The 20,449-nt window shown below is 60.4% G+C and carries 18 protein-coding genes and 1 tRNA gene; 11 read left to right on the forward strand and 8 right to left on the reverse strand.

Going from position 1 to position 20,449, the window contains the following annotated elements; genetic code table 11:
* Window positions 1-34 precede the first annotated feature (34 nt).
* From bcsA to ACM5SV_RS10585, 6 genes are all read left to right on the forward strand, one after another.
* Window positions 35-2,227, forward strand: coding sequence for a UDP-forming cellulose synthase catalytic subunit (bcsA, locus tag ACM5SV_RS10560; RefSeq protein ID WP_012756909.1), 2,193 nt, complete (start codon window positions 35-37; stop codon window positions 2,225-2,227).
* Complete coding sequence (locus ACM5SV_RS10565; protein ID WP_222014294.1) at window positions 2,224-4,686, forward strand: cellulose biosynthesis cyclic di-GMP-binding regulatory protein BcsB; 2,463 nt, start codon at window positions 2,224-2,226, stop codon at window positions 4,684-4,686. Before bcsA ends, ACM5SV_RS10565 begins: the two co-directional genes overlap by 4 nt.
* Window positions 4,683-5,729, forward strand: a complete 1,047-nt coding sequence (locus ACM5SV_RS10570; RefSeq protein WP_222014293.1) for a glycosyl hydrolase family 8 — start codon at window positions 4,683-4,685, stop codon at window positions 5,727-5,729. The genes ACM5SV_RS10565 and ACM5SV_RS10570 overlap by 4 nt, the downstream gene beginning before the upstream one ends.
* Window positions 5,726-8,101 (forward strand): cellulose synthase, encoded by a 2,376-nt coding sequence (locus tag ACM5SV_RS10575; protein WP_222014457.1) that lies wholly within the window; start codon window positions 5,726-5,728, stop codon window positions 8,099-8,101. The genes ACM5SV_RS10570 and ACM5SV_RS10575 overlap by 4 nt, the downstream gene beginning before the upstream one ends.
* A gap of 113 nt (window positions 8,102-8,214) precedes the next feature.
* Window positions 8,215-8,883: an HAD family hydrolase gene (locus ACM5SV_RS10580; protein WP_222014292.1), complete on the forward strand. Its 669-nt coding sequence runs from the start codon at window positions 8,215-8,217 to the stop codon at window positions 8,881-8,883.
* Window positions 8,884-8,981: 98 nt separating this feature from the next.
* Window positions 8,982-9,058, forward strand: a tRNA-Pro gene (locus ACM5SV_RS10585).
* Between the two features lie 185 nt (window positions 9,059-9,243).
* Here ACM5SV_RS10585 and ACM5SV_RS10590 read toward each other — a convergent pair.
* Window positions 9,244-9,876: a class I SAM-dependent methyltransferase gene (locus tag ACM5SV_RS10590; protein WP_113545984.1), complete on the reverse strand. Its 633-nt coding sequence runs from the start codon at window positions 9,874-9,876 to the stop codon at window positions 9,244-9,246.
* A gap of 536 nt (window positions 9,877-10,412) precedes the next feature.
* Here ACM5SV_RS10590 and ACM5SV_RS10595 point away from each other — a divergent pair.
* Complete coding sequence (locus ACM5SV_RS10595; RefSeq protein ID WP_113545983.1) at window positions 10,413-10,631, forward strand: hypothetical protein; 219 nt, start codon at window positions 10,413-10,415, stop codon at window positions 10,629-10,631.
* A 6-nt stretch (window positions 10,632-10,637) separates the two neighbouring features.
* On the opposite strand, the gene ACM5SV_RS10600 is transcribed toward ACM5SV_RS10595, so the two are convergent.
* On the reverse strand, window positions 10,638-10,871 hold the full coding sequence (locus ACM5SV_RS10600) for a DUF982 domain-containing protein (protein WP_113545982.1): 234 nt from the start codon (window positions 10,869-10,871) through the stop codon (window positions 10,638-10,640).
* Between the two features lie 197 nt (window positions 10,872-11,068).
* Between ACM5SV_RS10600 and ACM5SV_RS10605 the strand changes: the two genes are divergently transcribed.
* Window positions 11,069-11,281, forward strand: coding sequence for a hypothetical protein (locus ACM5SV_RS10605; RefSeq protein ID WP_012756917.1), 213 nt, complete (start codon window positions 11,069-11,071; stop codon window positions 11,279-11,281).
* Between the two features lie 3 nt (window positions 11,282-11,284).
* Here the strand turns inward: ACM5SV_RS10605 and ACM5SV_RS10610 are convergent, their stop codons facing one another.
* The 4 genes from ACM5SV_RS10610 to ACM5SV_RS10625 form a co-directional block, all read right to left on the reverse strand.
* Window positions 11,285-11,434, reverse strand: a complete 150-nt coding sequence (locus tag ACM5SV_RS10610; protein WP_012756918.1) for a hypothetical protein — start codon at window positions 11,432-11,434, stop codon at window positions 11,285-11,287.
* A gap of 75 nt (window positions 11,435-11,509) precedes the next feature.
* On the reverse strand, window positions 11,510-11,803 hold the full coding sequence (locus tag ACM5SV_RS10615) for a helix-turn-helix domain-containing protein (protein WP_003547265.1): 294 nt from the start codon (window positions 11,801-11,803) through the stop codon (window positions 11,510-11,512).
* Between the two features lie 73 nt (window positions 11,804-11,876).
* Window positions 11,877-13,058 (reverse strand): ROK family transcriptional regulator, encoded by a 1,182-nt coding sequence (locus tag ACM5SV_RS10620; RefSeq protein ID WP_012756919.1) that lies wholly within the window; start codon window positions 13,056-13,058, stop codon window positions 11,877-11,879.
* A gap of 547 nt (window positions 13,059-13,605) precedes the next feature.
* The gene (locus tag ACM5SV_RS10625; RefSeq protein WP_221973335.1) at window positions 13,606-14,220 is read right to left on the reverse strand and encodes a GNAT family N-acetyltransferase; all 615 of its coding nucleotides are present in this window, start codon (window positions 14,218-14,220) and stop codon (window positions 13,606-13,608) included.
* A gap of 177 nt (window positions 14,221-14,397) precedes the next feature.
* On the opposite strand from ACM5SV_RS10625, the gene ACM5SV_RS10630 reads away from it, so the two are divergent.
* The 3 genes from ACM5SV_RS10630 (at window position 14,398) to ACM5SV_RS10640 (ending at window position 17,587) form a co-directional block, all read left to right on the forward strand.
* The gene (locus ACM5SV_RS10630; protein ID WP_128406356.1) at window positions 14,398-15,735 is read left to right on the forward strand and encodes an extracellular solute-binding protein; all 1,338 of its coding nucleotides are present in this window, start codon (window positions 14,398-14,400) and stop codon (window positions 15,733-15,735) included.
* Between the two features lie 125 nt (window positions 15,736-15,860).
* Window positions 15,861-16,754, forward strand: a complete 894-nt coding sequence (locus ACM5SV_RS10635; protein WP_222014291.1) for a carbohydrate ABC transporter permease — start codon at window positions 15,861-15,863, stop codon at window positions 16,752-16,754.
* Entirely contained in the window at window positions 16,754-17,587 is an 834-nt protein-coding gene (locus ACM5SV_RS10640; RefSeq protein WP_222014290.1) for a carbohydrate ABC transporter permease, read from the forward strand. Before ACM5SV_RS10635 ends, ACM5SV_RS10640 begins: the two co-directional genes overlap by 1 nt.
* A gap of 27 nt (window positions 17,588-17,614) precedes the next feature.
* On the opposite strand, the gene ACM5SV_RS10645 is transcribed toward ACM5SV_RS10640, so the two are convergent.
* Together ACM5SV_RS10645 and ACM5SV_RS10650 are read right to left on the reverse strand one after the other, a co-directional pair.
* On the reverse strand, window positions 17,615-18,859 hold the full coding sequence (locus tag ACM5SV_RS10645) for an O-antigen ligase family protein (protein ID WP_222014289.1): 1,245 nt from the start codon (window positions 18,857-18,859) through the stop codon (window positions 17,615-17,617).
* Window positions 18,856-20,418 (reverse strand): undecaprenyl-phosphate glucose phosphotransferase, encoded by a 1,563-nt coding sequence (locus ACM5SV_RS10650; RefSeq protein WP_222014288.1) that lies wholly within the window; start codon window positions 20,416-20,418, stop codon window positions 18,856-18,858. The genes ACM5SV_RS10645 and ACM5SV_RS10650 overlap by 4 nt, the downstream gene beginning before the upstream one ends.
* Window positions 20,419-20,449: the final 31 nt, after the last annotated feature.

Here is a 20,449-nt window from a genome sequence, read left to right on the forward strand (position 1 = left end):
GATGCCCCGGTTGAGCAATTTCGAAGGAACGTCTATGCGCAAAGCCCGCAGTGTCATCATATGGGCCGTGGTTTCGCTCTGCATGATCGTGCTGATCACGCTGCCGGTCAACCTGCAGACCCAGCTCATCACCAGCATCACCGTCGTGACAGTCATGGCGCTGATCAAGGTGCTGAAGGGCGAGGGGACCTGGCGCCTGGTGGCGCTCGCCTTCGGTACGTCGATCGTGCTGCGCTATGTCTACTGGCGCACTACCAATACGCTGCCACCTGTGAATCAGCTGGCAAATTTCATTCCCGGCCTGCTGCTCTATCTTGCCGAAATGTATAGCGTTGCGATGCTGGCGCTCAGCCTCTTCATCGTTGCCACACCTTTGCCGTCACGCCCTTCGCGTGCCGCCAAGAATGAGCGTTTCCCTCATGTCGACGTCTTCGTACCATCCTATAACGAGGATGCCGGCCTGTTGGGAAACACGCTGGCCGCCGCCAAGGCCATGGATTATCCGGCCGAGAAGTTGCATGTCTGGCTGCTCGACGACGGCGGCACCCTGCAGAAGCGCAATTCCGGCAAGCTGCTCGAAGCCCAGGCGGCTGCCGCCCGCCATATCGAGCTGAAGCAGCTCTGCGACGATCTCGATGTCCACTACCTCACGCGCGACCGCAACGAGCACGCCAAGGCCGGCAATCTCAACAACGGCATGAAACATTCGACCGGCGAACTCATCGCCGTCTTCGATGCGGACCACGCGCCGGCCCGCGATTTCCTGCTGGAGACGGTGGGTTACTTCGAAGACGATCCGAAGCTCTTCCTTGTCCAGACCCCGCACTTCTTTATCAATCCCGATCCGCTGGAACGCAACCTGCGCACCTTCGACAAGATGCCGAGCGAGAACGAGATGTTCTACGGCATCATCCAGCGCGGCCTCGATAAATGGAACGCCGCCTTCTTCTGCGGCTCGGCCGCGGTTCTGAGCCGCAGGGCGCTCGAATCCCAGAACGGCTTTTCCGGCATCAGCATCACCGAGGATTGCGAGACGGCGTTGGCGCTCCATGGCAGCGGCTGGAACAGCATCTATGTCGACAAGCCGCTGATCGCCGGCCTGCAGCCAGCCACCTTCGCAAGCTTCATCGGCCAGCGCAGCCGCTGGGCCCAGGGGATGATGCAGATCCTGCGCTTCCGCTTTCCGCTTCTGAAGCGCGGCCTGACGATCCCGCAGCGCTTCTGCTACATGTCCTCCACGCTTTTCTGGCTCTTCCCATTCCCGCGCACGATCTTCCTGTTTGCGCCGCTCTTCTACCTGTTCTTCGATCTGGAAATCTTCACCGCTTCGGGCGGTGAGTTCCTCGCCTATACGCTTGCCTATATGCTCGTGAATCTGATGATGCAGAACTACCTCTACGGGTCGTTCCGCTGGCCCTGGATTTCCGAGCTCTACGAATATGTCCAGACTGTGCATCTGCTGCCGGCCGTCGTCTCCGTCATGCTCAATCCGAGGAAACCGACCTTCAAGGTCACTGCCAAGGATGAATCGATCGCCGTCAGCCGTCTGTCGGAAATCAGCCGTCCGTTCTTCGTCATCTTTGCGGTGCAGATCGTCGCGCTCATCATCACCATCTACAAGATTTATGCCGAGCCCTATAAGGCCGACGTCACGCTCGTCGTCGGTGGATGGAATGTCATCAACCTGATCATGGCCGGCTGCGCGCTGGGTGTCGTGTCGGAGCGCGGCGAGCGCGCCTCGTCCCGTCGCGTCAGGGTCAACCGGCGCTGCGAATTCGGCGCCAACGGCAAGTGGTACACGGCTTCGATCGAGGACGTCTCTGTCCACGGCGCAAGGCTTCACATCTTCAACAAGCAGCTCGACGAGATGCTGGTCGGCGCCGTCGGCGAAATCCGCTTCCGGCCCTATAGCGGTGCGGATCTGGAAACCCTGCCGCTCATCGTCCGCAATATCGAGCCGTCGGGCGACATCAGCAATGTCGGCTGTCAGTACGTGCCGAAAAGCGCCCTCGACCATCGTCTGATCGCCGACCTGATGTTTGCCAATTCCGGCCAGTGGACAGAGTTCCAGGCCTCGCGCCGCCGCAATCCGGGCCTGATCCGCGGCACCATCTGGTTTCTCGGCATGTCATTCTACCAGACGAGCCGCGGCCTCGTTTACTTCTTCCGCAGCATGCGGCCGGAGCGAGAAGCCCAGCAGCAGGCGGCAAAGGTCAACGCTGGATGAGAAGCATCGTAGCCGCCTCGCTTCTCCTGCTGAATGCTTCCGCCTTCGCCCAGGCGCAGACGGCACCCTTCGACATGTCCGGCGAGCGGCCGCCCGGTGCGTCCGTTACCCCGAGATTGACGTCGCCCACGCCGCCCGCAGCAGCCACTGCGCCGGTTCCCGTCACGCCTCCGGTTTCCGTCATACCCGCACCTGCAAGCCCGGCTGCTCCTGCTCCCGTTCCTCCGCCGATCGCCGCCCAGCCACCGCAGTCGCCGTCGCCCGCGCCACAGCCTGCCGCCACGGCAAATAGCGTTGCGCCGCCGCGTGCCGGCGACGTCCGTCGCTTCGTCGTGCCCTTTTCGAAACTCGGCCTCGGCGGTGAATACGACCGTCGGTCATGGTCGGTCTATCTGACGCCGGAGCAGGCGGCGGCCAAGGCAAGCTTCACCTTCGCCTACCAGAATTCCATCGTCGTCGCGCCAGAGGCCTCCGCGCTGACCGTCTATCTCAACAACCGCCCGATCGGCCAGCAGCGCGTCGGCTCGCCGGATGGCTCTTCGGCCGTCACCTTCGAGGTTCCGCCCGGTCTGTTGCAGCCGGGCGCCAACCTCGTCACCTTCGAAGCCAATCAGCGCCACCGCACCGATTGCAGCATCCAATCGACTTATGAACTGTGGTCGAATATCGATCCGGCCGGAACCTATCTGAGTTTTGCCGGCAGGGATGCCGCCCAGCTATCGAGCGCCGACGCAATCCGCGCCATCGGCGTCGACGGCGCCGGAAAGACGGAGTTCGACATCGTTGTCCCGGCGCTGGAGCAGCCGGGAACCACCAAGCCGCTGCTACGGCTGGCGCAGGGCCTGTCGGTGTTGAGCAGCATGCCGAACCAGATATTCGCCTTCAACACCGCTTCGCTTCCGGCTGGCGGGCCCGGCAAGCTCAGCGTGCTCGTCGGTACCGCGGCGGAGCTGCGGCCGCTCTTTCCCGACCTGCCGCCCGGCGCCGAAAGTGCAGCACTCGCCGCCTTTACCACCGATCCGCGCAGCGGCTCGCCGGTGCTTCTGATCAGCGGCCCCTCCTGGCAGGCGGTCTCGTCGGCGATCGATACCATCGTCTCCCCGACGGACCGGTCCTCGGATGTTCGTCGCGACGTGCTGACCACCGAGCGCTGGAGCGCGCCGAACGCGCCGCTGGTGTTTTCCGACACGAACATCGCTTTGTCTCAGCTCGGTGTGAAGACCACCGAATTCTCCGGCCGGCGGTTGCGGACCAGCTTCAATATCGCCGTGCCGGCCGATTTTTATGCCAATGCCTATGGCGAGGCGAAGGTGCTGCTCGACGCCGCCTATACCGATAACGTGATGCCCGGCAGCCACATCGATATCTACGTCAACGACAACATCGCCTCCACCGTGCCGATCACCACGACATCAGGCGGCATTCTCCGTCATCTGCCGATCCGCGTGACCATGCGTCACTTCAAGCCAGGTCTCAATTCGGTGGCGATCGAGGCGATCCTGATGACCAAGGACGATGCCGTCTGCGCGCCGGGCTCGACCGCCGGCGCCACCCCGCGTTTCGCCCTGTTCGATACCTCCGAGCTGCAGATTCCGGATTTCGCCCGCGTCGGTCAGCGTCCGAATCTGGCCGCAATGGCCGGCACTGCCTATCCCTATGGTCGGGCCACGGAGCCGACGCCGCTCTTCATCGATCGCATCGATGCCGATACGCTTTCGGCCGCCGCCACGCTGCTCGGCCAGATGGCGATCACCGCCGGCCATCCGATCGCCGTCGAAACCGTCGCCTCGCCGAATACGATCGGCGATCGTGACGCAATCTTCATCGGCTCCATCTCGCAGATGCCGACAACGGCGCTGTCGCAGACCAATATCTCCACGACGAGCCAGGCCTCGTGGCGTCCCGTGCCGGATACGCAGGTGGGCGTCGTCGATACCGGTACGGCCTTCGAGGAGTGGAATTCCAAGGTCAGCGGCGGTGTCTTGCGCAACCGGGTCACTGCCTTCCGCGAGTGGCTGTCGCGCAATTTCGATATCTCCCGCAGCTCGCTGCAATTCATCCCCGGCGCCGAGCAGATTTTCACGCCGGCCAACGCCGATACGCTGCTGGTCGCCCAAGGCTCCAGCCCCGCGGGAGCCGGCGCCTGGACCGTGGTGGCGGCGCCATCGGCGAAGGACCTGCGCGAAGGGCTCGAGGTTCTGACCGCGCAACTGAACTGGCCGCAGATATCAGGCCACATCACCACCTATTCGAGCAAGACAGGCAAGATCGAAACCGTGCCCGTCACCCGTTTCGATTTCGTGCCGTCCACCCCCTGGTCGATCGCCAATTACCGCCTGATCGCCGCCAACTGGCTGTCGACGAATATCCTCTCCTACGCCTTCCTGCTGGTCGTCTTCGTGCTGCTGATCGGGATCACCACCTCGAGCATGCTCAGAAAACTGGGCCGGTCCAAATGAGGCGGTGGCGCGCGCTCCTGCTGGCGGCAACGGTCGCGCTCGCGGCCGCGAGCCCGCCTGCCGTTGCCCAGCAGGCGATGATCAATGCCGGCGCATGGGCGGCCTACAAGGCGAAGTTTCTCGATGCGACCGGCCGCATTATCGATAACGGCAACGGCAATATCAGCCATAGCGAAGGACAGGGCTATGGCATGCTGCTCGCCTATCTCTCAGCCAGTCCCGCCGATTTCGAACAGATCTGGTATTTTACCCGCACCGAGCTGCTGCTGCGCGACGATGGCCTGGCCGTCTGGAAATGGGATCCGAACGTCAAGCCGCACGTCACCGACACCAACAACGCCTCGGACGGCGACATGCTGATCGCCTATGCGCTGGCGCTTGCCGGCACGGCGTGGAAACGCAACGACTATATCCTCGCTGCCTCCCGAATGGCGCAGGCGCTGCTTGCCGAAACCGTTGTGCACGCGGCCGGCCACACACTTTTGTTGCCGGGGAGCCAGGGTTTTGCCGCTACCGACCGTGAGGACGGCCCCGTCGTCAACCCGTCCTACTGGATTTACGAGGCGATCCCGGTGATGGCGGCGCTCGCTCCGTCGGATGCCTGGCAAAAACTGTCGGATGATGGCCTAACGCTGTTGAAGACGATGCAGTTCGGCCCGCGCAAGCTTCCCGCCGAATGGGTGAGTCTCAGCGGCCAGCCGCAGCCGGCGCAGGGTTTCGACTCCGAATTTGCTTATAACGCCATCCGCATCCCGCTCTATCTCGCTCGTGGCGGCGTCACCGACAAGGCGCTGCTGACCCGTCTGCAGCAGGGAATGTCGCAAGACGGCGTTCCCGCCACCATCGATCTGACCACCGGCCGGACGAAGACTGTGTTGCCGGACGCAGGTTATCGAATTGTTAACGATGTTGTGGCCTGTGTAGTCGATGGGACCAAGTTGCCGGTCTCGGCCCTGCAATTTGCGCCCACACTCTATTATCCGTCCACGCTTCAGCTGTTGGGGCTGGCCTATATTGGGGAGAAGCATCCAGAGTGTCTGTGAAGTCTTCTCTCGTGGCGGTTTCAGCGGCAGTCGTGGTGGCAACCCTCGTCACCGGGCTGAAAGATCGTGCCGCTCTGCAGGAAAAATTCGGCCTTGGGTCTGCCGGCAAGCCGGCACCGGAGCTGATGATGATGGGCCGCATCAAGCCGGAGGTTCCTGCCGGCAATTCCGAATTCAATGCGCAGCTCGTCGCCGACAAGATCGAGGCGATCACTTCGCCGTCGCCGTCACCACCGGACACGTCCGATTCGGATGCCGCTGAACCGCAGCCTGCAGCACCGCAGCCTGCGGCACCTCAGACGGCTGCTCCGCCGGCTCAGACCGTCGCCCAGCCGGCACCAGTGACACCCCCAATCGTTTCCGCGCCGCCGGCTCCGCAACAGGCGGCCGCGGCGCCGCAGCCTGCCGTCGATGAAAGTGCGCTTCGTTATTTCGCCAGCCGCGGCGACAAGGTGCGCCTGCAGGCCGAGATCTCCCGCCTTCAGGCGCTCTATCCGAACTGGGTCCCGCCGGCCGATCCGCTCGCCGTGCCGCAGAATGGCGACAAGCAGCTCGAGGCCATGTGGCAGCTCTATTCGGATGGCCGCTATGCGGAGCTGCGCAAGGCCGTCGCCGACCGCCAGGCAACCGATGCCGGATGGCAGCCGCCGGCCGATCTGCTCGACCGGCTTGACGTCGCCGAGGCCCGCGCCCGCCTCGTCAATGCTTCGGACCTCAAGCAACATGCGACTGTGGTCGATATCGCTGCTGCAACACCGAGCCTGCTCACCTGCAGCGAGATCGATGTCCTCTGGCGCGTCGCCGAAGCCTTCATCCAGACGGAGAGGGCGCAGCGCGGCCAGGACGCCTACGCTTATATCCTGAAGAACTGCACCAATCCGGCCGAGCGGCAGGCGACGGTCGAGAAGGCCTCGACGCTGCTTGCCTACCAGCCGATGCAGGCGCTGCTCGCGCTGGAGAGGCCTGCTGCCGACGGCAGCAAGGAATTCAATGCGATTCGCGACAACCTCGCCCGACGCTTCATGGCCGAGGGCGATGACGATCCGAATCTCGCCATCGCGCCTGATTATATCGCCCGCCTCGAAAAACTCGCCGGGACGGAGGGGCTTGCCTCCGATGCGCTGCTGCTCGGCTGGTACCAGCTTCGCCGCAACAATGATGCCGATGCCGAGAAATGGTTCCGTGCCGCTCGAGCCAAGCAAGATTCGGCGACCGCTTCGCAGGGGCTGGCGCTGGCGCTGATCGCCCGCAAGGCGCCTGAGGAAGCCGAGGACGTGATGTTCCGCTGGCGCGCCGATTCCGACGACGCGACATCAACCTATCTCGCCGCTACCGCAAACCTGATGGCGTTGGAGCCGCCGGCCGATCTGGCCGAAGACGTGCTGCACCGCATCGCCACCGAGGTCATCGCCCGGAAATATGTGCCGACGGCGCAGCAATTCGGCTGGTATGCCCGTTCCCTCAACCAGTTCCAGACCGCCGCACGCTGGTTCGAGACGGCGCTTGCCTGGAAACCCGATGACGAACCGTCCGCCTATGGCCTTGTCATCACCCGCGAGCAACTGAGCGACCGCAAGGGCGTACTCGACCTCCAGCGTGCCTGGACCGGCCGGTCGAGCCGGATCACCAACCTCGAAGACACGTCGTCCCTGATGCCGAATGCTGTCACGCAGCCGCCGGCGAAGGGGGGGCTTGCCGCACAGCAACCGGCTCAGCCGACGCAGCGTCCCCCGGCCGAGCCGTTTCCGGCCGAGCGCCGCGTCACCCTGCAGCCGGGGTCGGAAGTAGTCGTTCGCGCGGCAGGGCCATCTATGGAGACGGTCAACGTCCCACGCGGTCCGCGCCAGACGCGCGGCTGCTCGACGACAATCGATGCGGGGCAGCTTAAGCCGGCCGACGCGCTGTCGCGCGGCTGGTGCCTGATGGATATCAACCGGCCGATGGAGGCGATCTCGGCCTTCGAGGCGGCATTGCAGAGTCCGGCCCGCAAGGTCCGCGAAGACGCAGCCTATGGCCAAAGCCTTGCCTATCTGCGCGCCGGCCTCTCCGGCAATGCCGCCGTTGCAGCCACCAAAGCACCGCAGAACCGCCAGCGCGCCGCCGAGCTTCAGGTGGCGATCCTCGCCGACCGTGCGCTTTCAGCCTTCGACGCCGGCCGTTACCGCGAAACCCTCATCTATCTTGATCAGCGTGCCCAGCTGCAGCAGGAGCGCATCGACCTGATGGTTCTGCGCGGCTACTGCTACCTCAATCTCAAAATGTACGGCGATGCGACCCGTATCTTCGAAGCCGCTGCCGCGACCGGCAGCCGCGACGCCGCCCGCGGTCTTGCCGACGTCCGTAACGTCACCCACCCAGACACCAACAACTGACGTTGACGCCGTTTCCGCTCTCCGCTAGTCGCTTGCGTAGCTTCTAAATACCACAGCGTCCCTTTGCACGTCTTCAAAGACGCGCGGCGCTGTGACACGCAAGGAAACGCCCCGTGCCCGCTCTCCATGACATCCTCAACAGATCCTATGACGCCTTCCTTTTCGACATGGACGGAACGCTGCTGAATTCTATTGCCGTCGTCGAACGCGTCTGGAGTGAATGGGCAAGACGCCATGGCTTCGAGCCGGCGGTCTTCTTGAAGACGATCCATGGCATCCGCGCCTCCGATGTGATCCGCGGACTCGGCCTGCCCGGCGTCGATCCGGCCCATGAGGCGGATCTGCTGCTCGCCGAGGAAATGGAGGATGTCTCCGGCATCGTCGAAATCCCCGGCGCCGTCCGCTTCCTCTCCGCCATCGCCGAGGGCCGATGGGCAATCGTCACTTCGGCGCCGATCGAGCTCGCCAGGCGCCGCATGGAAGCCGCCGGCATTCCGATGCCGAAGGTCATCGTCAGCGGTCAAGAGGTCAAATCAGGCAAGCCCAGCCCCGAAGGATATCTGCTCGGCGCAAGCGGCCTCGGCGTCGATCCGAAAAAATGCCTGGTCTTCGAAGATGCCGTCGCCGGCATTCTCGCCGGCGAAGCCGCCGGCGCCGACGTTACCGTCATCACCGAAACGCACGCCACGCCCTTCGAAACGCCGCATTTTTCGATCGCCAACTACCAGGCGTGGCAGCCCATCCAAACCGCCGAAGGTCGGCTGAAGCTCGCCGCGATCTGAGCATTGCGGCAAACTACTCCCTTTTTGTTGGAGGCGAGGTTTTTCCGCTTGCATTGCACGCGCTGAAAAACTAAACGAAACAAGCCGTTTCGGCAGGTCGGGGCGTAGCGCAGCCCGGTAGCGCACTTGACTGGGGGTCAAGGGGTCGCTGGTTCGAGTCCAGTCGCCCCGACCATTTATCCCCTTGAAATCCCAGTCAGAATGTCACTTTTTCGTCCCGCTGCCGGCGGAGAAGGCGACGAGGCATTGGCAGAAATGCTAAAACGGGAGCCGAACGCCCCGAACGAAAATGTCATTTGTTCATGTTGTAGACGAGCTTTAGCGCCGCCATTGCAAGCGGCGGCGGGGCTTCGACCGCTTTCAGTACGGTTTCTGAGCGATCGCGATCATCGATTTCGCCAGCAGCGGAATTCTCCCGACATATTCGAAGTCGACGTCTTCGAAGCCTGTTTCGACCAGGAGCGTGCTGAGCGTTTCGGGAGACCAGAATTTGATGTGGCCATGGTCCTTGAGGGGCATAAAATGGTCGTCCATCTTTCCGCTGACGGCCAATGCCAGATTTTTCCAGTAGCCGTGAAAAGGCGTCGACATAACCGCGATGCCGCCAGGCTTTACCAGATCATACATGGTGGCCGAGAAAGCCTTAGGATCATAAACATGCTCCACCACCTCGAGGCTTATCACCGCATCGAAGGTCCCATATCGGCTGGAAAGATCTTCGTATCCGGAGCCGATTTCCAGCGGAAGATCGGGGTGGGCCGTTCTCGCTTTTGCGATGCCGTCCTGGGAGGGATCGACGCCGACGACGTCATAGCCTTTCTCCGCAAGCACGGCTGCAGCACCGCCGGTGCCGCAACCGAGGTCGAAGACCGCCGTTTCTTTTGCCTCCTGGAAACTGTTCTCGAGAACATCGACAACGGCCGGCAGAATATAGGAATGGGCGGTCGCCGGTTTGGCGTGTATATAGGTAGTAGCGTCCAGTTCGATAGACATTTTACCTCCTGAAAACCTGAAGAAGTGAGCCGCCAATGGTACGGCGGACTTTGACGGGAGTGTGGTGTCGTTGTGGTATTACGGTGATTAACGCCGAAGGCGTCCGTGGCGACTAAGCGTCACTGCCGATTGGCAGCACCGACAGCGCGAGACATTCTCCAGCACGCCCGACGCTCGCCCGCCGGATCCCGAAGCTGATTGACAGGGTGCCCTGAAGATGCTGAAAACGGCCCGCGTTCAGGTTTGCCGCATTTTCGTGGTTCAAAGCGCCGCTACATCCGGCTCCGCCCGGTTCGACCATTTAAACTAAATAATGTGATGAAATACCCTTTGAAGGTGTATCGCAAATAAATCCTTTAGTTCTTTTTGGTACTGCCTCAGTTGGGAGAGGTGGTATTTGTTGCCGTTTGTTAAGGTTATACCCAGTTTGGAAGTTAACAACCCAGTTTTGGATTGAAAAAAACCTGAAGCCTCTTCGCATTCTCGTGAATATGTGTAGATTAACATTGTCCCTGTCACAGATAGCCTAGTCGAGCATGACGGATATGAAGCATAATCTAACTTGCAGGCAGAGCCTCGCCAGCGCGTTCCAGGCTCTGTCGGACGAGGCCGTCAAAGCCGGCTGGTCGGAAGGCGATGTCGCCCTCGCGCTTGCCGAGCTCGCCGAGGAGCGGGTAGTCGAGATTGCCGCCAGGGTGATCATGGAGGGCTCCATCCATCCCCAGTTGGTCGCCGCTGGCGGCCGTAACGGCTAACCGCTCTTACACCAGAAGTCCCGCCGTCTTCGCCGCCGTGATGAAGGAAGCCTGTGCTGCGCCTGGGCTGCGCAGTCCATCGAGCGCATCCAGGCAGTGCTGGCGCGCAACGCGATAATCGCGCCCCCGCTTGCTCGGCCACCGTTTCAGATATTCGACGGCCTCCCAGACGGTGGAAACGATCAGGCTGCTGTTTGGAGAAACGACCCGGACGGGGGAGGGAAAGCGTTTTTCACTCACGTCTGCACTCACTGATTCCTGCTACCAAACGCGGCCAGAACGCGCGGGATAAAATTTTGTTCCATGATTTTGTTCCACAAGAATTTGCGTAGTTGCTAAAGTTCAGACCCTCGCGCATAATCACTTTAGGGTCGGTTGCGGAGGGCGGCCGGCGATGCAAGCGTGGATGCGTTTGCCCTCGGAGGAGATGCGGCGTGATGTTACGATCATCAATTCATCCGCATGATTTGCCGTTATTTTCGGAAGATCTCGATCTGCTTTCGCAAGTGCTCGAAAAGGTATGCGACGAACGCGGCCTCGCCAGGACGACGCCGGAGGCCGAGCGGATCGGTGCGGTCATCATCCAGCTCTACAGGCAGGGCGTGAAAGACGGCGGCAAACTCGCCGACCTTGCAAAAACCTATCTCTAAAGATCAGTTCTGCTCGATCGAGACACCGTTCTTACCGATGCTCATCTCGATGCCTTGAGGCTTGCTTTCCTCGTGGAAGATATAGGCGCCGAGGCCGATGACGGCGACGACAAGAACACCGATGATGACGTAGAGACCATTGCTGCGGTTCAAGAAACTGCCCCCGATATGTTATAGGCCCCGATATGTTGTGGGACAGCGAAACGCGCGGGCGTCCGATTGGTTCCGTCAGTCGTCGTTGGCGGCGTTGAGATTTTCCGGCCGGATGCCGTCATCGCTGGAGGTGCGTGCTCGTAACCGGATACCGGGGCCGCCTTCATCCTGATTGCCGCTCGACAGGAAGATGATGCCGTTCGCCTCGAGGGTGCTGCGCACGTCGAACAGCGCGTGCGGCTCACCCGCGAATTCGCCGTTTTCCAGCGCCATCACGGTCTCGACCGGCAGGCCGCTGGCGGCGGCGAGCTCTTCGATGCTCATTCCGATCATGGCGCGGGCGCCGCGTATCTGCGTTGCTGTTATCATGATAGAAAATCTAGCGCATTTCCAGCGCTTCTCAAGTGGCGGCGCTGCACGTTGGCTCTCAGGCACGCGCTCTTCAAACTTCCCTCAATTTTACACCAAATAGATCGTCATGCATGCGCTCAACCGCGATCCCCATTCCTCCCATCAGGGCGGCGCGGTTCCCAAAGCGACTGATCTCGATGCGCGGCGGATAAGGCGTACAACGCGGCAGGAAACCGCGGATGGCATTGACGAGTTCCAGTCTTGCGCCGATGCTGCCGCCGGTGATCACCAGTTCAGGATCGAGAGCCGCTCCGATTGCAGCAATAGCGACTGCGACCAGCCGTGCCGTCTCTTCGATGGCAGCCGCAGCACTTGTTTCTCCTGCATTAAACGCGGCGAAGAGATCGGCCACAGTGGAGGCGTTACGCCCGCCGAAACCGACGTAGCGGCGCAACATCGCGACGCTGCCGACCGCACTCTCAAAGGTTCCAAGCGTAAATCCGCCAGGATCAAAAGCATCTCCGCCGATCGGAAGATAAGCGATTTCGCCGGCTGCCCCACGCGCGCCGCGCAATAGCGTTCCGTTGGCGATGATGCCCATGCCGACGCCCGTTCCGAGAGCAACGAAAGCAAAATTGCTGGTTTCGATACCGTGTCCCCGCCATCTCTCCCCTTGCGCGGCCAGGTTGACGTCATTTTCAACGATCACCGGTATCCCCATTCTGTCGCTGAAGACTTGCCGCAGATTTATGGCATCGATGCCGGGGATGCTTGGCGCTACGTTGATATGCCCGGTGGCCGGATCGAGCACACCAGGACTGCCTAGAACGACGAGACGGAGTTTGTCGGCAGTCGTCCCGGCCGCAAACGCGAGTTCCACGATAAGATCGCTGAACTGATTGACGAGATGCACTCCGCCGCGCGGGTCGGTGGGTACTTTGGTTTCAGCAACCACGTTCCCCAATAGATCGCAAATAGCCGCAGCAATCTTGGTGCTCCCGAGATCGATAGAGACCGCCAGTCCCGCCCTGGCATTGATTTCATAGGTGATCGCATTCCGGCCCGGACGACCATCAGTCTGCCCGACTGGTTTCAGCCATCCGTCATCCTCAAGGTCGCGCACGACATCGGAAATCGTCTGCTTTGACAAGCCGGTTAGCTTGGCAATATCGGCGCGGGAGATCGACCCGTTCGCGAACACGGTTCGGATGACGGCATTGGTTGAAATTTTTCGTGCGATCGGAGTCTGTGCGACAGAAGATGTCATTGCCATCCGGCTAGCTCAGTCCAATTAGTTCGGAGCGCATACTTAATGGGGCGATATTGGATCACAACCATCGCCAATAGCCGAGATTCAATACATCGAAGCAGGCCATTTGTCTATGTCCTTGACAAATGAGAGACCAACTGTAGGCTTGAATTAACGTGCGATGAAAATGCGCGATACAATAAAGAGGGTCGATGAGAAGTATGCGCCATAGGTATCGTCTGATTAGCCGTGCGCCCGCCAAGATCGTCCAAAGAGGAACTGGTCTGGGCTTATCTGGCTATTTCCTCTTTCGCGTGCCGCCGACTCCTTAAACCCGGCTTCCGAGGATTTGCTCATGATGAAGCCCTCGACTGATGGACAGCTTTTCGCCGAGCAGCCTGTTTTACTGCCAATAGCATCATGCCTTCAGGCTGACGTTTATCCGGATGGGCACGCTGACCTCACCGTGTGGGGAGCAGGCAGCTTTGGGCGTGTAAGATTTTCTCCAATCGAGGGTACTTACACCCATGAGACAGGGCCTTTCCGTGCCTCGGAGGAGCCAGGAAATGCTTCAACCCAATCCTGCATCGATCCGCATTGCGAAGGCGACGGAGCCATCCCGCTCGAATTCGGAAAAGCCGAGGCGACGGTAAAAACCCTTGGCGCGTTCGTTGTTCGGGTCGACCCCGAGATGCACGCCGCCGACCCCGTGATTCCGAAGGGCTTGAAGCTCCGTGCCGATCATCCTGCGCCCCCAACCGCTTGCCTGCAGTCCGGGAAGGATGTTGATGTGGAGATGCGCGGAATACTGGTCTTGAAGCCATGCCGTTCCGCTGCGCGGATTTTGAATTCGCTCCATCACGTCGGCGTCGCGCGGACGGGTGGGTGCCAGTCCCGAAATCTGCTGGCGGACGAACGGCCACCAGTTTGTCTGCAAGTCTCTGTCGAACCTACTGGTGTCCGGCACCCCTACGACATAGCCGACCGGCCGGTCGTCCTGAACGAGAACAAAGGCAAAGTCTTTGGCGAATTTGAGGTAGGGTACCGACCAGATGTAGCCGGGCAGATGCGGGTCGCTATAAAGCGCGCTGGCATCCTCACCGCCATTCGCGGTTTTCAGGCAGATGTCGAAAAAGGCATCGATATCCGCTTCAATCGCGGGGCGGATGAAGCAGCTGGTGTCCATCACTTTGCCACCTCCTGCGTGGCGCTTTGTCATTTTGGGTCGCGAGAGGAGCGGATGCATTGACGATTACCTCAGATTCGCCAGCCAGGCAAAGCTCTGGGGGAAGAAAACGTTCGGCCGCTGCTTGGTGCAAGGCCTGAGCGGGGAGTGGAAAATAAACCAGATGAGGTGGAGCAGATGACAAGAACCGTGAAATCGATCAGCATACTGCCGGCATACGGATTGAAAGCAGCTGTCGCGCTTGCTGGCGCGGCGCTTTTGAGTTTTGGCCTTTCGACAGCCGCGCGCGCCGACGACCTGGCCGTGTGGGATGACCAAACCTATGAAGGTCAGAGTGCGGTCATAGAGCAGCTCAACAAGGAGTTTGAAGCTGCCCATCCCGGCGTCACGATCAAACGCACCGCCCGCACCTTTGATGACATGAAGTTGACGCTGAAGCTTGCGGTTTCGGCAGGTGATGGCCCTGTCATCACCAAAGTCAACCAGGGTGCCGGTGACATGGGGGCGATGGTCAAGGAGGGATTGCTTCTGCCGGTCGACGACGACATCAAAAAATATGGCTGGGATAAACTCCAGTCGGATTCCGTGCTTGCTCGAGACCGCTGGGAGGATGGAAAATTTGGGGTCGGTAAGACCTACGGCATATCAGGTCTCGCCGAGATCGTTGGCCTCTACTACAATAAAAAAATCCTCGCCGATGCGGGAGTAGCGCTGCCGCAAACCTTCGAGGAGCTGTTGGCCGGTCTCGACAAGCTGAAGGAAAAGGGCGTTCCGCCCTTCATGATGGGCTCTGCAAAGCAACATCTGGCCCTGCACATGATCGGCGCCATCGACCAAGCGCATATCGACGCCAGCAATCGCGCCGAGCTTGACGATCTGATTTACGGACGTGGCGGCTCCTGGAACACCAAGGGGAACATCGAATCCGCCAAACTCGTGCAGCAATGGGCACAGGGCGGTTATTTTTTCCCCGGTTTCGAAGGCATCTCGGGTGACGACGCCGTCCAGCTTTTCATTTCCGGGCAGGGCGCGTTCCTGATCTCCGGGACCTGGTATTTCGGTGACATGCAACACAATCCGGATATCGGCTTCATGGCGATTCCCGCTCCGAAGGGTGTTTCCAAACCCATGAGTGTCGGGGGCGTGGATCTTGCCTGGGCGATAACGAGCCTTGCCAAAAGCAAGCCGACACAGGACCTAGCCGGCGCATATATCGATTATATGGTCTCAGAAAAGGCTGCTGAAACCTGGGCCAATGCTGGCTATCTTCCGGCTACTTCGCTCGCGGCTGACGCAAAGCCAAAGCTCACGCCGCTCCTCACTTCCGGCATCGAAATGTGGAAGACACTCAACGCAAACGACGCTCTCGGCCATTACCCCGATTGGTCGAGCCCAACGATGCTGAAGACAATAGACGACAACACGCCGCTTCTTCTGTCCGGCAATATCACGCCCGAAGCCTTTGTCGATGCTATGGACAAGGATTATCAGGCGTACCTGAAGGACAAGAAATAAAAATTGCGGGCGCTGGTCACGGCCGTCCCTGGCGGTCGTGGCCTCAGTCGGGTCGATCCAAATAAATGAGCACTGCGATCGGCTTGCTGCGCGATGACCACAGCTTTGGCTTTATGGAGTAATGGATGAAACGCTCCGCACTTGACGGCTCGCAACGGACCAATTTTATCTATTTATTGCCTGGATTGCTGTTCTACGCGGCTTTTGTCTTTGGACCGATCGTCGCGGCTTTGGGTTTGAGCCTGACCAGTTGGGACGGCTTGAGCATGCCCAAGTGGGTTGGTTTGGGCAATTACGCCGATCTTTTTTCTGACAGCCGTTTTTATATTGCCTTGCGTAACAATGCCGAGCTTATGATCTTCTATTGTGTCCTGCCGCTCGTGCTCGGCATAACTCTTGCCGCTTGCGTCTGGAATCTGAAGCAGCGCGAACAACTCGCCCTGCGCACCTTCCTGTTCCTGCCTTATATCATGCCGACTGCCGTGTTGGGCATCATCTGGGCATGGCTCTACAATCCTGCATTTGGCCCGTTCAATCAGTTTCTGAGAGCAGTGGGGTTGGGCGCCTTGGCACTCCCGTGGCTGGGAAATTTCAATTTTGTGCTTCCCGCGGTCGGGATCGTTGCCACCTGGTATTTCTTCGGTTTTTGCATGGTCATCTTCCTGACCGGAATTCAGCGCATCGACCCGTCTCTTTTCGACGCTGCCAAGGTCGATGGCGCTTCGGCGCGAAAAACCTTTTTCTGGATAACGCTGCCGCTTCTCTTGCCTGAAATAAGGGTGGTTTTGCTGCTGACGGTCATAGCGTCAATCAAAAGCTTCGACCTGATTTTTACAATGACCAGGGGCGGACCCGCCAACGCGACGCTCGTGCCGAACATCTACATGTATCAGCTTGGCTTCGAGCTTAATCGGTTCGGCGCTGCGGCGGCCATCGCCATTGTCGGCGCGGTCCTCACATTCGTCATCAACTATGCAATTCACCGATTTGTGGGATCGCAGAACAAAGGACGGGCTTGATGAGCCGTTGGTCTAACATCTCCGCCGGTACGCTATTCCTTCGCCTTGTCCTCTGGCTTCTTGCCTTCGTGACGATCACGCCGTTCCTGCTTCTGCTTCTGACCTCGATAAAGAGCAAGGCCGACGTTCTGCAGGGTGCATTCGCGCTGCCGGCATACCCGCATTTCGAAAATTACGTCGATGCCTGGAATGCCGGACATTTCAACATTTACTTCTGGAATTCGATCATCGTTGTCATACCCGTCGTTGCTGCAAGCGTCTTTTTGGGCCTGCTGACTGGTTTTGCCTTCGCCTACCTGTCGTTTCCGTTCCGGCGCACGCTGTTCGCTATCCTGACGCTCGGCATGATGGTGCCGGCGGAAGCCTTCATCATCCCGCTTTATTACGAAATGCGGTATCTGGGATTGATCAATACCTATGCGGCTCTGATTTTGCCGCAGATCGCGATGTCGATACCGTTCTCGACGATCTTCCTCGCCAGCGCGATGCAGCAACTGCCGGAAGAAGTTCTCGAAGCGGCGGTTCTCGATGGCGCCGGACGCTTCCATATCCTGCGCAAGATCGTTATCCCACTCATGGTGCCGGCAATGTCGACACTGGCGCTGTTCCTGTTCATATGGACCTGGAACGAGTTTCTCATTCCGTTCATTCTGGTCAATGACGACGCCTATCGGACGCTGCCCCTCGGCATGTTGTTTTTCCAGGGACGTTACACCGTCAACACGCCGGTTCTGACCGCCGGCGCGGTGATTGTCATTTTCCCGCTCATCGTGACTTATCTGGTTTTCCAGCGACGGTTCATTGCCGGCCTGACGGCAGGAGCGACGAAATAGACAGCCGATTCGGTCGGCGGCAAGACCCTACGCCGCTCCCCTCATTCTTCGTTCGCGCTTGTGGCGCACTTCCAGCGCCGCGCAGCCCCAGACCGTGCCAAGCAGCAGATAGACATGGCGCCAGTGGTCGATATCGATGACGTTGCCGATTGTCGCATGGCCGAGAACCGAGATCCAGGCGATCATCAGGAACGGCTGCCACGGCCGGTCGAGCAGCAGGTTTCGGAAGCCGAGAGCCAGCGTCCAGACAAGCATGCCGACATAGCTGACGAAGCCGAGCCAGCCATAGGAGGTGAGCGATTTCAGCCAGATATTGTGCTCGTCCTCGGGAAACATCGTGCCGAACACCAGCGGGCCGATGCCGAGCGGCCGCTCCATCATCATCGTGAAGCCGATCCGGTGGCGCTCGAAGCGACCGAGATGTTCGCCGTCATATTGCTGTACCAGCTGGGCGCGCGCCGAAAACAGTTCGGCGACCTTCGGGATCTGCAGCGCCACCAGCAGCGACGCGATCAGCATGATGATCGCCGCCAGCGACAGGACCAAGACGCGCAAGCGAAAGGCGCCGCTGCGCTCCTTCAACAGCATGATGAAGATCAGCAGCACCACGCCGAGCGCAAAGAGCCCCCAGGCGGCGCGAGAAAAGGAGAGGAAAATGCCGAGCGCAAGCACCAGCAGGGCGGCGGCCTTCAGCGGCGATTTCTTCAGGTCGCCGACCAGGATGCCGTGGACGAGATAGAGCGATGGCGGCACCAGGAAGGGGCCGAAGACGTTGGGGTCCTGGAAGGCGCCCTTGGCACGGTCGTAGAGCGTGAAGATTTCCGCGCCCGGAAAGGCGTGGAAATAGCCGAGTATGCCGAGCGCGGAGGTGGCGACGGCGGCAAAGGTCCAGGCATCGAAGATCAGCGGCAACCGCTTGTGGCTGTCCTCGATGATTGCCGCGTAGAAGACCGCCGTCAGCGCCAGGAAGGTCGACACCGCGATATACATCGGCGCGGTTGCCAGGTCCTTCATCTGCGTCAGCGACAGCATGCCGCCGATATTGAAGGTCAGCAGCAGGGCCAGCAGCGGCGCCACGCCGCGCGAAATCCTGAGGCCCAGGATGAACCAGAGGCCGATCAGCCCCGCCATCCAGAGTTCATAAGGTGCCGGCTCGTCGATCACGAAACCGGAAAGGAAGACGCCGAAGGCGACGAAGGCCGAGCCGATCAGGCGCAGCGTCATCCGCTGCGGTTGGGCGACACGGGGATATGTCGCCTCGATCGCGGTCAATAGGCGTTTTCCGTGTTGAGCAGCCGGATCGGTGTCAGGAACAGGATCTTGAGATCGAACCAGAGCGACCAGTTCTCGATGTAATAGAGGTCGTAGGCCGTGCGGAACTTGATCTTCTCGTCATTGTCGACTTCGCCGCGCCAGCCGTTGATCTGCGCCCAGCCGGTGACGCCCGGCTTGACGCGATGGCGGGCGAAATAACCCTCGACGACATCGCCGAAGGCGCGGTCGCGCGCCTGAGCGAGAACGGCGTGCGGACGCGGGCCGACGAGCGAGAGATCTCCCCTCAGCACGTTGAAAAGCTGCGGCAGTTCATCGATCGAGGTCTTGCGGATGAAGCGGCCGACGCGGGTGACACGCGGATCGCCCTTGGTCACCGCTGCCTTGCCGGTGGGGTCGGCCATGTTGGTGTACATCGAGCGGAACTTGAAGACGTTGATGATTTCATTGTTGAAGCCGTGGCGCTTCTGCATGAAGAAGATCGGGCCTTCCGACGTTGCCTTGATGGCGATCGCGGTCGCGACCATGATCGGCCAGAGCAGCGCAAGTGCGACGATCGTGAAGAAGATGTCGAAACCGCGCTTGGCGACGGAATCCCAGTCGCGGATCGGCTTCTTGAAAATATCGAGCATCGGCACCGAGCCGACATGCGAATAGGCGCGCGGCCGGAAGCGCAGCCGGTTGGCATGCGCGGCAAGGCGGATATCGACCGGCAGAACCCAAAGCTTCTTCAAAAGGTCGTAGATACGGGCCTCGGCCGACAGCGGCAGGGCGATGATCAGCATGTCGATGCGCGTTAGCCGCACGAATTCGACGAGTTCGGCGACGGTGCCGAGCTTCGGATAACCGGCGACCATGATCGGCGAGCGTTTCTCGCCGCGGTCGTCGAAGATGCCGCAGATGCGGATGTCGTTGTCGGCCTGCTGTTCGAGGACGCGGATCAGATCCTTGGCCGGCTCGCCGCCGCCGACGATGACGGCACGGCGTTCCATGATGCCGTTGCGCGCCCAGTTGCGGATGCCGTAGGCGACGAGGAAGCGCTCGGCCGCGAGGAAGAGAGCGCCCGCAGCAAACCAGACGATATAGGCATCGACCATCGCCGATGTCGTGCCGCGAAGAAGTGCGAACAGGCCGGTGGTGAGGACAAACGCGATCGTCCACGCAACGAGGATGCGCGGTATCAGACGCAGCTTGGAGCGAAGTGCCGGAATTGTGTAAGTATCGGCAAGCTGCAGGCTGATGACGGTCAAGGCCGAGGCAATCGCCGCCATGCCCGCCCGCATCAACGGGGAATCGCCGCCGTCGCCTGGGCTGAAATAATAGGTGATCAGAGCTATCGCAAAGAGCGCCAGGAATTCGAGCAGCCGCAATTGCCCGATGATGATCGTTGGCGAACGGGTTCCGTCACGGAACTGTTCGGCGATCTGCCGGGCATAGGGGTTGATCTCAGTCGGATCGGAAGGCTTCTCCTGACCCGCTTCGCCGCGCACCTCGATGTCGGAAACCTGCTTGTGCAGTGCGTCCACGTCGAATTGATCGCCTTTTTCCAGCTTGTTCATGGGGTTTCATCGCTCGTTGTTACCCAAGCGA

The sequence above is a fragment of the Rhizobium sp. CRRU65 genome (assembly GCF_048551595.1).
Taxonomy (GTDB): domain Bacteria; phylum Pseudomonadota; class Alphaproteobacteria; order Rhizobiales; family Rhizobiaceae; genus Rhizobium; species Rhizobium leguminosarum_J.